The organism is Rhodococcus sp. SBT000017 (assembly GCF_003688915.1).
GTDB lineage: Bacteria > Actinomycetota > Actinomycetes > Mycobacteriales > Mycobacteriaceae > Rhodococcoides.
On record NZ_REFU01000001.1, the window covers coordinates 277,695 to 292,558 of the forward strand.

At 66.2% G+C, this 14,864-nt stretch carries 15 protein-coding genes; 13 read left to right on the forward strand and 2 right to left on the reverse strand.

What is annotated here, in order from left to right:
- The first annotated feature begins 53 nt into the window (after positions 1 to 53).
- The 8 genes from nadD to holA all read left to right on the forward strand — a co-directional run bounded on the left by nadD (position 54) and on the right by holA (position 6,994).
- Complete coding sequence (nadD, locus tag AYK61_RS01085; RefSeq protein ID WP_397485387.1) at positions 54 to 767, forward strand: nicotinate-nucleotide adenylyltransferase; 714 nt, start codon at positions 54 to 56, stop codon at positions 765 to 767.
- Positions 764 to 1,153 carry a ribosome silencing factor gene (gene rsfS, locus AYK61_RS01090; protein ID WP_032394567.1) on the forward strand — a complete coding sequence of 130 codons (390 nt, stop codon included), beginning with the start codon at positions 764 to 766 and terminating at the stop codon, positions 1,151 to 1,153. Before nadD ends, rsfS begins: the two co-directional genes overlap by 4 nt.
- A complete protein-coding gene (locus tag AYK61_RS01095; protein WP_121869486.1) occupies positions 1,150 to 1,803 on the forward strand; it encodes a histidine phosphatase family protein in 654 nt (217 codons plus the stop codon). The genes rsfS and AYK61_RS01095 overlap by 4 nt, the downstream gene beginning before the upstream one ends.
- On the forward strand, positions 1,790 to 2,539 hold the full coding sequence (gene octT, locus AYK61_RS01100; RefSeq protein WP_121869487.1) for a diglucosylglycerate octanoyltransferase: 750 nt from the start codon (positions 1,790 to 1,792) through the stop codon (positions 2,537 to 2,539). The genes AYK61_RS01095 and octT overlap by 14 nt, the downstream gene beginning before the upstream one ends.
- Positions 2,536 to 3,384, forward strand: coding sequence for a DegV family protein (locus tag AYK61_RS01105; RefSeq protein WP_121869488.1), 849 nt, complete (start codon positions 2,536 to 2,538; stop codon positions 3,382 to 3,384). The genes octT and AYK61_RS01105 overlap by 4 nt, the downstream gene beginning before the upstream one ends.
- 109 nt (positions 3,385 to 3,493) lie before the next feature.
- Positions 3,494 to 4,378, forward strand: a complete 885-nt coding sequence (locus tag AYK61_RS01110; RefSeq protein WP_121869489.1) for a ComEA family DNA-binding protein — start codon at positions 3,494 to 3,496, stop codon at positions 4,376 to 4,378.
- Complete coding sequence (locus tag AYK61_RS01115; RefSeq protein ID WP_121869490.1) at positions 4,375 to 5,967, forward strand: ComEC/Rec2 family competence protein; 1,593 nt, start codon at positions 4,375 to 4,377, stop codon at positions 5,965 to 5,967. The genes AYK61_RS01110 and AYK61_RS01115 overlap by 4 nt, the downstream gene beginning before the upstream one ends.
- A 52-nt stretch (positions 5,968 to 6,019) precedes the next feature.
- Positions 6,020 to 6,994, forward strand: a complete 975-nt coding sequence (gene holA / locus AYK61_RS01120) for a DNA polymerase III subunit delta (protein WP_183130388.1) — start codon at positions 6,020 to 6,022, stop codon at positions 6,992 to 6,994.
- A 98-nt stretch (positions 6,995 to 7,092) separates the two neighbouring features.
- On the opposite strand, the gene rpsT is transcribed toward holA, so the two are convergent.
- Complete coding sequence (gene rpsT, locus AYK61_RS01125; RefSeq protein ID WP_027497522.1) at positions 7,093 to 7,353, reverse strand: 30S ribosomal protein S20; 261 nt, start codon at positions 7,351 to 7,353, stop codon at positions 7,093 to 7,095.
- 214 nt (positions 7,354 to 7,567) lie between these two features.
- Between rpsT and AYK61_RS01130 the strand changes: the two genes are divergently transcribed.
- The 3 genes from AYK61_RS01130 to AYK61_RS01140 are packed head-to-tail and all read left to right on the forward strand — an operon-like array spanning position 7,568 to position 11,088.
- Positions 7,568 to 9,274 (forward strand): circularly permuted type 2 ATP-grasp protein, encoded by a 1,707-nt coding sequence (locus AYK61_RS01130; protein ID WP_397484765.1) that lies wholly within the window; start codon positions 7,568 to 7,570, stop codon positions 9,272 to 9,274.
- Positions 9,275 to 10,249 carry an alpha-E domain-containing protein gene (locus AYK61_RS01135; RefSeq protein WP_032394562.1) on the forward strand — a complete coding sequence of 325 codons (975 nt, stop codon included), beginning with the start codon at positions 9,275 to 9,277 and terminating at the stop codon, positions 10,247 to 10,249. It begins immediately after the preceding gene.
- Positions 10,246 to 11,088, forward strand: a complete 843-nt coding sequence (locus tag AYK61_RS01140) for a transglutaminase family protein (RefSeq protein WP_183130120.1) — start codon at positions 10,246 to 10,248, stop codon at positions 11,086 to 11,088. Before AYK61_RS01135 ends, AYK61_RS01140 begins: the two co-directional genes overlap by 4 nt.
- 49 nt (positions 11,089 to 11,137) lie before the next feature.
- On the opposite strand, the gene AYK61_RS01145 is transcribed toward AYK61_RS01140, so the two are convergent.
- Positions 11,138 to 11,707 (reverse strand): type II toxin-antitoxin system PemK/MazF family toxin, encoded by a 570-nt coding sequence (locus AYK61_RS01145; RefSeq protein WP_121872328.1) that lies wholly within the window; start codon positions 11,705 to 11,707, stop codon positions 11,138 to 11,140.
- Positions 11,708 to 11,857: 150 nt separating this feature from the next.
- Between AYK61_RS01145 and lepA the strand changes: the two genes are divergently transcribed.
- Positions 11,858 to 13,705, forward strand: a complete 1,848-nt coding sequence (gene lepA / locus AYK61_RS01150; protein WP_374700594.1) for a translation elongation factor 4 — start codon at positions 11,858 to 11,860, stop codon at positions 13,703 to 13,705.
- A 151-nt stretch (positions 13,706 to 13,856) separates the two neighbouring features.
- Positions 13,857 to 14,864 (forward strand): nitronate monooxygenase, encoded by a 1,008-nt coding sequence (locus AYK61_RS01155; RefSeq protein WP_121869494.1) that lies wholly within the window; start codon positions 13,857 to 13,859, stop codon positions 14,862 to 14,864.

Below are 14,864 nucleotides of genomic sequence, written 5' to 3' on the forward strand. Positions count from 1 at the left end.
AATCCGACTCCGGCGACAACACCGGTGGGCAGCCCGTCCGCCGTCTGGGCGTGATGGGTGGCACCTTCGACCCGATTCACCACGGACACCTCGTCGCAGCCAGCGAAGTGGCGAACAAATTCGGCCTGGACGAGGTCATCTTCGTCCCCACCGGAAACCCGTGGCAGAAGGAAGGCAAGTCGGTCAGCCCGGCCGAGGATCGCTACCTGATGACCGTCATCGCGACGGCGTCCAATCCGCGTTTCTCGGTCAGCCGGGTGGACGTCGACCGAGAGAAATCGACCTACACCGTCGACACCCTGCGCGATCTGCGATCGCAGCATCCCAATGCCGAGCTGTACTTCATCACCGGGGCGGACGCGCTCGAGTCGATCCTCACGTGGCAGAACTGGGAGGAGCTGTTCGAGCTCGCCAAGTTCGTCGGTGTCTCGCGTCCTGGGTTCGAGCTAGGCGTCGAACATCTCGCCAACCACCTCCGATCGTTGCCCGCGGGCACTCTCACATTGATGGAAATCCCGGCACTCGCGATATCGTCGACGGACTGTCGACTTCGAGCCGGTGAGAATCGGCCGGTCTGGTACCTCGTACCGGACGGCGTCGTGCAATACATCTCGAAGAGGAATCTCTACAGACCACGAGGCGCTCAGCGTCTCGACGGATCCGTCACCATGTCGGAACCAGCGCCCCAGAAGAAGCAACCGGCAGGGTCGGTCACCAGCGCAATGACCGAGAACCCGAGCCATACGAGTGGGAGTACACCGAAGTGACTGCAACAGCCGAAGCCGCCGAGATGGCGCGGATCGCCGCGCTCGCAGCCGACGACAAACTGGCCGGCGACGTGGTGATTCTCGACGTCTCCGATCAGCTCTACATCACCGATTGCTTCGTCATCGCCTCCGCGCCCAACGAGCGTCAGGTCAACGCGATCGTCGAGAACATCGAGGATCAGCTCCGTGAGGCCGGACACAAGCCGGTCCGCCGCGAGGGCACCAGAGAAGGCCGTTGGGCGCTGCTGGACTACTCCGACATCGTCGTGCACGTCCAGCACAACGAAGAGCGGAACTTCTACGCACTCGAGCGGTTGTGGAAGGACTGCCCGACCATCGAGGTTCCCGGGCTCGGACAGCATCCGGCTCCGGAATCGGAGCAATGACCAGACGGCTCATCCTGCTTCGGCACGGTCAGACGGAATACAACGCCACCGACCGCATGCAGGGTCAGCTCGACACCGATCTGTCCGAGCTCGGACGCAGCCAGGCGAAGACGGCCGCCGCCGAGTTGGCGACGCGTGAGCCGATCAAGATCGTGTCCTCGGATCTGCGGCGAGCGTTGGACACCGCGAACGCGCTCGGCGATGCAGCCGGTGTGGCGGTGTCGGTGGACGAGCGTCTGCGCGAGACCCATCTCGGTCAGTGGCAGGGGCTCACCCACACCGAGGTCGACGACATCGCCCCCGGTGCGCGACCGGCCTGGCGCGCCGACGCCACCATCGCCCCACCCGGTGGGGAGAGCCGCATCGACGTTGCCCGACGCAGCGTGCCGCTGGTTCGTGAACTGGCGGCAGGTGTCCCCGAGTGGGGTGCCGACGGCAACGAGCGACCGCTCGTCCTCGTCGCACACGGAGGTCTGATAGCGGCGCTGACTGCGGCGCTGCTCGATCTGCCGACCGATCGTTGGCCGGTGCTCGGAGGCCTCGCGAACACCAGCTGGGTTCAGCTCGGTGCGCACGGACCCGGCGAGAACCCGTCCTGGCGACTGGACGTGTGGAACGCCTCGGCGCGGGTGGCCAGTGACGTCCTCTGAGACGGCGGCGCAGCCTGCGCTGCTCGTGCTCGCGGACTCGTTGAGCTACTACGGACCCGAGGGTGGACTGCCCGTCGACGACCCGCGGCTCTGGCCCAATCTCGTTGCAGCGGAACTGGGTTGGACGGTGGAGTTGGTTGCGCGCATCGGCTGGACGAGTCGTGACGCGTGGTGGGCCCTGACCCAGGATCCGCGAGTGTGGGCAGCCATTCCCCGTGCCGGTGCCGTCGTGCTCGGAATCGGCGGCATGGATTCGCTCCCGTCACCGTTGCCGACTGCGCTCCGGGAGCAGATCAGATACGTCCGACCGCCTGCCCTTCGGCGCGTGGTTCGCGCGGGATACCAAGCGGTGCAACCTGTTCTGTCGCATCTCGGTTGGCCCGTTGCGCTGCCGCCGCGGCTCAGCGTCGAGTATCTGGAACAGACCCGCGCGGCACTGGCGTACGTGCGTCCCGAACTTCCCGTCATCGGCACCTATCCGTCGGTGCACCGCTGCGATGCCTACGGCAAGGTGCACTCGGGTCGCGAACCCGCCGTACGCGCACTGCGTGCATGGAGCGCGGACAGGAACGTCCCCATGGTCGACCTTGCCGACGCCGTACGACCGAACATCGAGTCCGAGAACGCGAACCCCGACGGCATCCACTGGGGATGGGACGCCCACATCGCGGTCGCCGAGGCGATGCTGGAGGTATTGCGACCAGTCGCTGCCGGATCGGTGACCGAATCGCGATGACCGTCGCCGTCGTCACCGACTCCTCGTCCTGCCTGCCGGCCACCCTCGCCGCCGACCGAGGCATCGCGCTGGTGCCACTGCACGTGTTGGTCGACGGAATCGACCATCGCGAGGGTATCGACGAGATTCCCGAGCAGTCCACCTCGGGGAAGCCGGTGACCACCGCGGGGGCCTCTCCGGGTGAGCTGACCGAGGTCTATGCCGCGGCTCTCGAACGCAGTCGAGGTGCCGGTGTGGTGGCACTGCACATCTCTCGGGGACTGTCGAGCACGTGGGAGGCTGCGCGCCAGGCCGCAGATCACGTGGGCTCGGCCGTCCGAGTCGTCGATTCCGCCTCGGCCGGAATGGGGTTGGGCTTCGCGGTGCTGGCTGCGGCCGCCACCGCCGCCGGGGGAGCAGAACTGGACGAGGTATATCACGACGCCGTCGCCGCGTCGACGACCTCGAGATGCTTCATCGTCGTCGATCGACTCGACCACCTGAGACGTGGAGGCCGAATCGGCACCGCCGCAGCGCTGCTCGGCACTGCGCTGGCCATGAAGCCGGTACTGCACATCAGCGACGGCAAGCTCGTGCTGCGGGAGAAGACGCGGACCTCGTCCAAGGCGCTGCACAAGCTGGTCGATGCCGCCGTCGCCGCGGCGGCCGAGGTCGGTGACGAATCGGGGGTTGCGCTCGCGGTGCACCACATGCAGTGCCCGGAGCGGGCCGAGGACGTGGCCGCGATGCTGAACTCCCGAATTCCGCACTCGACCAGCATCGATAAGTACCCCTTCGGTGCCGTTCTCGGCGCTCACGTCGGCCCGGGCGCGGTCGGCGTCGTCGTGGCTCCGGGACGCCGATAGCCGGGTCGAGTCCCGGTTCATCCACAGCCTCCGGGTTTCTGCACAGGGCAATTCTTGGCCTGCGGCTTTCGGCGATCGAGCCCGATCACGCGCACTAGCGTCCTTCCGTATGGGCGGCAACGACGATCGGGCGCACACGGTGGCGCGATTGAACTCCGTGCGCAGACAACACGATTCCGCCCGCGATCGCGTCGTGCCCGAGGACCCGCGACCGGACGCCGGGTCCACGGAACCGGATTGGCTGCTGCCGGAAGCGCAACGAGTAGGCACCCCGTGGTCGGCCCTGCTGCCATCTCGGTGGCGATCTGCTCGCGTGGATCCGGGAAGGCCGGGTGCACTGGCGATGGCGGCCGCCGGGGTCTTCGTGGTGCTGGTCGCCGGATTCGCGGTGGTTCGTGACGCACCGAATCCCGCTCCCGCACCACCGCTCGCTGTGGTCGCGACCGACACGGTGGATACCGATGGCACGGTGGATACCGGTGACGCGGCCGATCCTGTGCCGAGCGCCGAGGCCGAACTCGTGGTGAGCGTCGTCGGGCTCGTGACGCGCCCCGGATTGGTTCGGCTGCAACCGGGTTCGCGAGTCGCCGACGCGCTGGCCGCGGCAGGGGGAGCTGTCGACGGTGCCGACTTGCTGGCGCTCAACATGGCCGCGCGAGTCGCCGACGGCGATCAGATCGTCGTCGGCGTCGTGCCGCCCGAGGCCGCTCCACCGGTCAGCAGTACGACATCCGGGATCGGCACATCGGCAGACGGTAGCGGCGGCGTACCGGCCGGGGTCGGAGGTTCCACCACCGGCGGGACGGTGGACCTCAACGCCGCGACCGTCGCAGAGCTGGACGCGTTGCCCGGGGTCGGGCCGGTCACCGCGACCTCGATCGTGAGTTGGCGAGAGACCAACGGCCGTTTCGCAACCGTGGATCAGCTGTCCGAGGTGGACGGCATCGGGCCCGGCAGACTGGCGAAGATCCGCGACCTGGTGCACGTCGGATGACCACCGATGCCGCATCCACCGGCGCGCCGCAGACCGAGGATCGCCTGCCGTTCGACGTGCGCCTGGTTCCGGCCGCTGCGGTGTGCTGGTCGATCACCGCGATCGGAATTCTCGGAGGCCCCGGTGCTGCCCTGGCTGCTACCGCGTCGGCCGTTGCGGTGGTGCTGCTCGTCGCAGTGGCACTGCACGGAATGTCTGTTCGGCGCGGTCGGCCGAGTTCGAGTCGGTCCGGTGCGGCCGCGGTGATCGTGCTGGCGCTGTGCTTCGGGGGATCGATCTGGATTCAGATGCGCTCGCTGGCCGAGCATCCCGTGGCTGCGGCGGCAGAGAACCGAGCCTGGATCACGGCGTCGGTGCAGCTGGAGGAGGACCCGCGACGGCTGACCGCTCCCGGGCCCGCGACGGTGATGGTGAAGGCCGAGATGACGCGAGTCGACGTGGGCGGCGAGGCATGGCACGTCGGTGGACGGGTGTCGATCATCGCACCGCAGTCGAGTTGGTCGGCATTGCTGCCGGGCCAGGTGGTCACCGTGCGGGGCAGGCTCGGTGAGCCGATCAGACCGGACATGACCGTGGCCGTGATCCGCACTTCGGGTCCGCCGGTCACCGTGAACGAGCCCGGGACGATCTCTGCGGCAGCCGGTACATTCCGGTCGAATTTGGCTGCCGTGGCGCAGAATTCGATGCCACCGGATCGTGCGGGTCTGCTGCCCGGTCTCGTGGTCGGAGATGTGTCGCGGCTGGACGAGACGGTATCGGACAATTTTCGGGCGGCCGGCCTCACGCACTTGACGGCTGTCTCCGGTGCGAACTTCTCGATTCTGATCGGTGCGGTTCTGTTGGTGTTGCGAGGTGTCGGGGTCGGACCTCGCGCTACGGTCGCGGTGGCGTTCGTCGTACTCGTGGCGTTCGTGATCGTGGCCCGGCCGTCGCCGAGTGTGCTGCGGGCGGCATTGATGGGGTCGATCGGCTTGGTGGCGTTCGTCACCGGCAGGCGCAGGCAAGCGGTACCGGCACTGTGCGGCGCGGTGTTGGGGCTGCTCGGGTGGTGGCCGAGGCTGGCGGTGGATGTCGGATTCGTGCTGTCGGTGTTCGCCACCGCCGGGCTGGTACTCGTCGCTCCGATCTGGGTCGACTGGCTTCGGGCCCGCGGCTGGCCCAGGGCGGCAGCGGAAGTGGTGGCGGTCGCCGCGGCTGCGCACGCGGTGACGGCACCGGTGGTCGCGGCTATGGCGGGAACGTTCAGTGTGGTGGGAGTGGCTGCGAACGTGTTGGTGGCACCGGTCGTCGCTCCGATCACCGTGGTGGGTTTCCTGACGGCTGTGACCGCCACCGTCAGCACTTCGCTCGCGGAGCTGATTGCGCAGTTGGTGTCGGCGCCGCTGTGGTGGCTGATCACGGTGGCGGAGGAGGCTGCGTCGGTGCCGGTTGCGGGCGTCGTCGTCCCCGATGGCGTGGTGGGCGCAGCACTGGCAGCGTTCTCGACGGCCGCGCTGCTGACAGCGTTGCGTTTCACCGTGTTTCGGTGGCTGGCCGCGGCCGTGGCGATGGCTGCACTCGCGATGTGGACGGCGCACGTTCTGTGGTGATCGCCTGGACTTCGAGTGGATGCTCGCAGTGTCGGTCGCACATGGCACGATCATGGTCGTGACTTCGAGTGTGGCTCCACTGCATCTGGTCCTCGGCGACGAGGAACTGCTGATGGATCGCGCGGTAGCCGCGATCGTGGCTCAGGTGCGTGCGAATGCCGCGATTCCGGGGGAGGACCTGCCGGTCACGCGGTTGCGCACCGGTGATGCCAGTGCCCCGGAACTCGCCGAACTGCTGAGCCCGTCGCTGTTCGCCGAGGACCGTGTTCTCGTGCTCGAGGCGGCGGCCGAGGCCGGCAAGGACGCTGCTGCGCTGGTACTCGACGCCGCCACCGATCCGCCCGAGGGCGCTGTGGTCGTGATCATGCACTCCGGCGGCGGCCGGGCCAAGGCGATGGTCGGTGCGCTGCAGAAATGTGGTGCACAGGTGCACGAGTGCGCCAAGCTCACCAAGCCCGCCGAACGTATCGACTTCGTGCGCGGCGAGTTCCGTACCGCCGACGTCCGGGTGAGCGGCGACGTGATCGAGGCGGTCGTGGAGTCCGTGGGCAACGAACTGCGCGAATTGGCGTCGGCCTGTTCGCAGTTGGTCTCCGATACCGGCGGCAAGGTCGACCTCGCCGCGGTGCGTCGGTACTACTCGGGCAAGGCCGAGGTCTCCGGATTCGACGTCGCAGACAAAGCAGTGATCGGAGACCGAGCCGGCGCTCTCGAGGCTCTGCGCTGGGCGATGCACCGGGGCGTGGCGCACGTGTTGCTCGCCGACGCGTTGGCAGATGCCGTCCGCACCATTGCGCTGGTGGGTTCGGCCGGCCGCGGCGACCCGTTCCGAATGGCAGGGGAGTTGGGTATGCCGCCGTGGAAGATCAAGAAGGCGCAGGGCCAGGCGCGTGGGTGGAACGGCCGATCCATCGCCCAGGCGCTGCGCGTGGTGGCGCAGCTCAACGCCGACGTCAAAGGCCAAGCAGCGGACGCGGACTACGCAGTGGAGAAAGCAGTGGCGGAGGTCGCATCACTGGGTAGGTAGCGTCGGCAAACTGCACTGCGCACGGAAAAGCCCAGCGCACGAAAAAGCCCGCCGCATCCTCGTCGGATGCGGCGGGCTCGATCGAGCTCAGTGATGTATCAGAGCTTGTTGACTGCGAGAGCCAGTGCCGACTTCTTGTTGGCGGCCTGGTTCTTGTGGATGACGCCCTTGCTGGCGGCCTTGTCGAGCTTGCGGCCTGCATCGAGAAGAATCTCGGAAGCCTTGTCCTTGTCGCCCGCAGCCTGTGCCTCGCGGAACGAGCGGATGACGGTACGAAGGGATGACTTCACCGACTGGTTGCGCAGGCGTGCACGCTCGTTGGTGAGAATCCGCTTCTTCTGGGACTTGATATTGGCCACGCGTAAAATCCTTGTCGTCTTCGTCGGTATTCCGGTCAGGGCGATCCATGCTGGAATGCCCGAAGTCTGCTGCTGAGCGTTGGAGCCCTGCGCCGAAGATCGAGAATACCAGTACGGTCGGCCAGAACCCAATCCGGAGTGGGGTGACGATGCGTTTCAAGAAATTAACGCTTCTACCGCGCCTAACTCCTGTCTCTGTAGCAACATGGCCAGAATGAGTCCGCGATCGGCAACGCATGCCGCCACCAAGGCCAAAGCGACCAAAACCAAGACAGCGGATCGCGTCGAACCCGAGGCCGACGGGGTGTTCGGGGGATACTCCGACGTCGGGAAGTACAGTCTCGCCTTCGACGAGATGTTCGACGCGGACGGGCGCACCCGAACTCCGTACAAGGGCATCCACACCGCACTCGCCCCGGCGAACGCGGTGGACCTGGACGCGAGATCCGATGCGCTGGGACGAGCCTTCATCGACCAGGGCATCACGTTCTCCCTGTCCGGCCAGGAACGCCCCTTCCCGCTCGACCAGGTTCCCCGCGTCATCGCAGCGGGTGAATGGTCACGACTCGAGCGCGGCATCAAGCAGCGTGTCAAAGCCCTGGAGATGTTCCTCGCCGACATCTACGGCGATCAGGAAATCCTGCGAGACGGCGTGGTACCCAAGCGGCTGGTGACCTCCTGTGAGCACTTCCACCGCGAGGCGGTCGGCATCACACCGCCCAACGGTGTGCGCATCCACGTCGCCGGCATCGACCTCGTCCGTGACGCCCAGGGCACCTTCCGAGTGCTCGAGGACAACCTGCGGTCGCCGTCGGGCGTGTCCTACGTCATGGAGAATCGGCGCACCATGGCCCGGGTGTTCCCCGACCTGTTCGCCAGCCACCGCGTCCGCGCCGTCGGCGATTACGCCTCGCACCTGCTGCGGGCACTGCGCGCATCGGCCGCCCTCAACGAGGCCGACCCGACCGTGGTGGTTCTCACTCCTGGCGTTGCCAACTCGGCGTACTTCGAGCACTCGCTGCTCGCTCGGCTGATGGGCGTCGAGCTCGTCGAAGGACGAGACCTGTTCTGCCGAGACAACATCGTCTACATGCGCACCACCGAGGGCGAGCGTCAGGTCGACGTCATCTACCGACGTATCGACGACGACTACCTCGACCCCATGCAGTTCCGCCCCGACTCGGTCCTGGGAGTGGCAGGTCTGGTCAACGCCGCCCGCGCAGGCAACGTCGTCATCTCGAGTGCCGTCGGAAACGGCGTCGGCGACGACAAGCTCGTCTACACCTACGTCCCGACGATCATCGACTACTACATGGGCGAGAAGCCGTTGCTGGCGAACGTCGACACGTTCCGGTGCTGGCTCGACGACGAGTGCGAGGAAGTTCTCGATCGCATCGACGAACTGGTGATCAAGCCGGTGGAAGGCTCCGGCGGCTACGGCATCGTCTTCGGACCCGACGCCTCGCCGAAGGAACTCGCCACCATCAGCAAGAAGGTCCGCGCAGATCCGCGCGGCTGGATCGCTCAACCCGTCGTGCAGCTCTCGACGGTGCCGACCAAGATCGGCGATCGCCTGGTACCCCGCCACGTCGACCTGCGGCCGTTCGCGGTCAACGACGGCGACGACGTCTGGGTACTGCCCGGCGGCCTGACCCGGGTCGCGCTGCCGGAGGGATCCCTTGTGGTCAACTCGAGCCAGGGCGGTGGCAGCAAGGACACCTGGGTGCTCGCCACCCGAACCTCTCAGGAGGAGCAGGAACTCGCCGGCGAGGAGATCGTCAGCGTTCCGCCGGAGTCGCCGATGGCCGAACAGGGCCCGGAGCTCACGATGGATCAGCAGATGAATCAGCAACAGCAACAGCAACAGCAGCAGCAACAACAGCAGGCAACGAACTCGGACTCGAACGGCGGTGGACAGTAAATGCTCGCGCGCAACGCAGAGTCGCTCTACTGGATCGGACGGTACGTGGAGAGAGCGGACGACACGGCCCGCATTCTCGACGTCACCGTCCACCAGCTTCTCGAGGACGCCACGGTCGACCCCGACCACACTTCGCGAGTGTTGTTGCGAGTGCTCGGGTTCAAGCACGAACCGGACGTTTCACTCGACGTGTGGTCGCTCACCGAGGTCGTCGCCTTCAGCCGCGACGGATTGGGTTCGATCGTGGACTCGCTGTCGAGCGCGCGTGAGAACGCCCGTGGTGCACGAGAAGTCACGTCCAGCGAGATGTGGGAGTGCCTCAACACCACGTACAACGGGCTCAACGAGCGCATCAGGGCGTCCAAGCGCACCGGCCCGGCCGAGTTCTTCAGCTACATCGAGGAGCGCGCCGCAATGTTCGCCGGTCTCGCGGACTCCACCCTCAGTCACGACGACGGCTATCGCTTCCTCCTGCTCGGTCGCTCGGTCGAGCGCATCGACATGATCGTTCGGCTGTTGCTCTCGCGAGCCGGTGACCGGCCGTCGTCGCCGGCCTGGGTCACTGTGCTTCGCTCCGCCGGTGCCCACGACACCTACCTGCGCACCTACCGCGGCGCGCTCGATGCCCAGCGAGTTCTCGAATTCATGTTGCTGGACAGGCTCTTTCCGCGATCGGTGTTCTACGCACTCAACGAGGCGGAACGTTCGCTCGATCAGCTCGACCATCAGCCCAACAGTCGAGTCGGTGCGCGCGCCGAAGCGCAGCGCCTCCTCGGCCGCGCTCGGAGCGAACTCGAATTCCTCCGTCCCGGTGAAATTCTCGACGATCTGCAGGAGCGCCTGCTCTCCCTGCAGGAAACCTGCCGTGAACTCGGTGATGCGATCTCCAAGCAGTATTTCCACGCTGCTCCGTGGGTTGCATGGACGGACGCCGGCTCCGGAACATTCGAAGATCAATTGGAAGGTGAACTGTGAGCTGGCGTATGCGTGTCGTGCACACCACGGGCTATCAGTACGACGCACCGGTGACGTCGTCGTACAACGAGGCTCGGTTGACGCCGCGAAGTGACAATCGGCAGAACGTGATTCTGAACCGAGTCGAGACCAACCCGGTGACGCGTTCCTACCGCTACACCGACTACTGGGGCACCGCGGTGACGGCGTTCGACCTGCACGCACCGCACACCGAGCTCGAGGTCACCGGATCTTCGGTGGTCGAGACCGATCCCTTCGTCTACCCGGACGAGAACGCCTCCTGGGAGGAACTCGCGGGCGACCAGGTCATCGACCGCTTCAACGAGGTCCTCGACAACACCGAGTACGTGCCGAAGAACAGGCAACTCGCGTCGGTGGCGAAGAAGCTGTCCAAGGGCCTACCGCCGCAGGAATCGGTGGTGGAGATCTCCAACTGGGTCAACCAGGAGATGTCCTACGTGCCGGGCACCACCGGCGTGCACACCTCGGCCGTGGAAGCGTGGTCGGAGAAGAAGGGCGTCTGTCAGGACTACGCCCACCTGACGTTGCTGATGCTGCGCAGCGTCGGTATCCCCAGCCGTTACGTCTCGGGCTACCTGCACCCGAAGAAGCAGGCTGCGATCGGTGCCACGGTGGAGGGCCAGAGCCACGCGTGGATCGAGGCCTGGACCGGCGCGTGGTGGGGCTACGACCCGACCAACGCCATCGCCGTCAACGAGCAGCATGTGTCGGTCGGACTCGGCCGCGACTACGCCGACGTGCCACCGCTCAAGGGCATCTTCTCCGGCGGCGGTTCGACGGCTCTCGACGTGGTCGTGGAAATCACCCGCCTCGCCTGACGCCGTGCGCGTTTTGCGTAGCTGTGGCTACGCAAAACGCGCACGACGGTCAGTTCCAGCCGAAGTCTCGGCGCAATCTGTTTGCGACGGAATCGAATTGGGGCTTGCTCAGAATTGCGCCCTCGCGTCGGATGCCGTCCTCGGGCACGTCGAGCACTCGGTCCAGACGAATCCAGCTCGGTCGGCCTTCGGCATCCCAGGACCCGGACCCGATCGACTGCCAGTCACGGTCTCCGTCGCGGCTGCTCTGGCTCGACAACATCAGGCCGAGCAGATCGTTGCCCTCGCGTCCGACGACCAGAACGGGACGGTCCTTGCCTTGGCTGGCGTCCTCTTCGTAGGTGACCCAGGTCCAGACGATTTCGCCGGGGTCGGCCTTGCCGTCCAGGTCGGGGGAGTACTCGATGGTGCGGGCGCGTTGTGCCGTAGGCCTGGTCTGCGACGCCACGGGGCGGCCCGGACGAGGTGCCGGACCGGATGTGCGCGTCGCCGTCCCGCTGATCGCGTCCTTGCCCTTCTGCACCGCACCGGACTTCTGCAATTGACGCAGCAGCCGCGGACCCTCGCGCATCGCGATCTTGCCCAGTTCCTTGCCGAATCTGCTCCAGTTGCCAGCCATGCGGCGAGTGTAGCGATGCAGACCCTGCTGCTCATCGCCCGAACCGCGGCGACGTGAACACCCGAGTCGGACAGCCGGGGACGGCGCACCGTTCTCGGCGTGGGACGATAGGGAAACCCGTTCGCTCATTTCGAACACGCCAGCCGAAGGATACGAGTGCCCAGCTTCGCCGACACGACGTTCACCGATCCGTCCAGGATCAGGAACTTCTGCATCATCGCCCACATCGACCACGGCAAGTCGACGCTGGCCGACCGGATGTTGCAGCTCACGGGCGTCGTTGACGACCGGTCGATGCGTGCTCAGTATTTGGACCGGATGGATATCGAGCGCGAGCGCGGCATCACCATCAAGGCACAGAACGTCCGGCTCCCGTGGGTCGTCGACGGCGACGAATTCGTCCTGCACCTCATCGACACACCCGGCCACGTCGACTTCACCTACGAGGTATCGCGTGCACTCGAGGCCTGTGAAGGAGCGGTGCTGCTCGTCGACGCCGCGCAGGGCATCGAGGCGCAGACGCTCGCGAACCTGTACCTGGCTCTCGACAAAGAGCTCACCATCATCCCGGTGCTCAACAAGATCGACCTGCCCGCCGCCGACCCGGACCGCTACGCCGCCGAGATCGCCCACATCATCGGGTGTGAGGCCGACGACGTGCTGCGTGTGTCCGGCAAGACCGGCGTGGGCGTCGAGGAATTGCTCAACGAGGTCGTCAAGCTGGTTCCGGCACCTGTCGGCAATCCCGACGGGCCTGCCCGCGCGATGATCTTCGACTCGGTCTACGACACCTACCGCGGCGTCGTCACCTACGTCCGCGTCGTCGACGGTGCACTCAATCCGCGCGAGAAGGTCACGATGATGTCGACCGGGTCCACGCACGAGCTGCTCGAGGTCGGCATCGTCTCACCCGATCCGAAAGCGACCAAGGGCCTCGGCGTCGGCGAGGTGGGTTACCTCATCACCGGCGTGAAGGACGTCCGCCAGTCCAAGGTCGGCGATACCGTCACCACCTTCCGCAAGGGCGCGACCGAGCCGCTGACCGGCTACCGCGAGCCCCGTCCGATGGTGTACTCGGGCCTCTACCCGCTCGACGGTTCGGACTACCCCGACCTGCGCGATGCTCTCGAGAAGCTGCAGCTCAACGATGCGGCCCTGACGTACGAGCCGGAAACGTCGGTGGCGCTCGGCTTCGGCTTCCGCTGCGGCTTCCTCGGTCTGCTGCACATGGAGATCACCCGCGAGCGGCTCGAGCGAGAGTTCAACCTGGACCTGATCTCCACCTCACCGAACGTGGTCTACCGCGTCGAGATGGAAGACGGTGCCGAGCACATCGTCACCAACCCGTCGTACTGGCCCGAGGGCAAGGCACGGGAAGTGTTCGAGCCGATGGTCAAGTGCACCATCATCTCGCCCAGCGAGTTCATCGGTTCGATCATGGAACTGTGCCAGGGACGACGCGGAGAGCTCGGCGGCATGGACTACCTGTCCGAGACCCGAGTCGAGCTGCGCTACACGATTCCGATGGCGGAGATCATCTTCGACTTCTTCGACATCCTGAAGTCCCGAACGCGTGGATACGCCAGCCTCGATTACGAGGAGATCGGCGAGCAGGCCGGTGCGCTGGTCAAGGTCGACATCTTGCTCCAAGGTGAGGCCGTGGACGCGTTCTCGGCGATCGTGCACAAGGACAATGCCGCGGCCTACGGCAACAAGATGACGACCAAGCTCAAGGAACTGATTCCGCGTCAGCAGTTCGAGGTGCCGATCCAGGCCGCCATCGGCTCTCGCATCATCGCCCGCGAGAACATCCGCGCGATCCGCAAGGACGTGCTGGCCAAGTGCTACGGCGGCGACATCAGCCGTAAGCGCAAGCTGCTCGAGAAGCAGAAGGAAGGCAAGAAGCGGATGAAGACGATCGGTCGCGTCGAGGTGCCGCAGGAAGCCTTCGTCGCCGCACTGTCCTCGGAATCCTCGTCGGACAAGCCGAAGAAGTAGGGCAGCTCCTGGTTGCCGACAGCAACCTCACACCTTTTCTGTCGACCGCGCGCCCCCGCTCGCATCGGAGCAGGGGTGCGCAGTCGGCAGTAGGGGCGCGCGGTCCCCACCGAACTCGGTCGCGAATTGCGGGCGAGTACATTTCGAAGCTGTGACGACGCCGATTCTGAAGCAGTTGCGTGTTCCCGTTGTCGGTGCGCCGATGGCAGGCGGCCCGAGTACTCCCGAACTCGCGCGCGCCGTATCGGAGGCGGGTGGGCTCGGCATGATCGCCGGTGCACTGTTGACACCCGAAGCCTTTGCGACGCAGATCGATTCGGTGCGCGGTCTGCTGTTCGGCGTCAATCTGTTCCTGCCCGAGGAGCCATCGGGTGCGGATGTGGAGTCCTATGCCGAGCACCTTGCGTCCTGGTTCGAGCGTTTCGACGCAGAGCCTGGGGAGCTGGTGCGACGTGACGACTTCTACGCCGAGAAGTTCGCCTGGCTGCTCGCGCACCCGGTACCGCTGGTGTCGAGTACGTTCGCGACGTTCGACGCGGACGAGGTCGCTCAATTGCATGCCGTTGGGACCGAGGTGTGGGCTACCGTCGCCACCGCGTCGGACGCCTCTGTGGCCACCGCCAACGGTGTGGACGCGCTCGTGGTGCAGGGACCCGAAGCGGGCGGGCATCGAGGCACCTTCGACGGCTCGGCTCCCGACGAGCCGCTGACCGAACTGCTGACCGCAGTGCGGGAGATCTCCGATCTACCGCGAATCGCCGCGGGCGGACTGATGGATGGCAACGACATTGCGCCGCTGCTGGATTCGGGTGCCGCGCATGCCGCGCAGCTCGGTACCGCGCTTCTGAACACACCCGAGGCCGGCACCAAGCCGGTGCACCGGGAGCAACTGACGGTTGCTCCCGACACCGCGGTGACCAAGGCGTTCTCCGGACGACCGGCGCGGGGGCTGGTGAACGAGTTCATGCGGGAGAACTCCGAAGCGGCACCGCTGGCGTATCCCGATCTGCACTACCTGACCGCGCCGATGCGGGCGAAGGCCGCGGCGGCGGGCGATCCGTCGGGACTGTCGATGTGGGCCGGCACCGGTTTTCGCCGTGTGCAGGCGAAGCCCGCGGCCGAGCTGGTCGCCGAATGGGCGAGGCAACTCGGCCGCTGA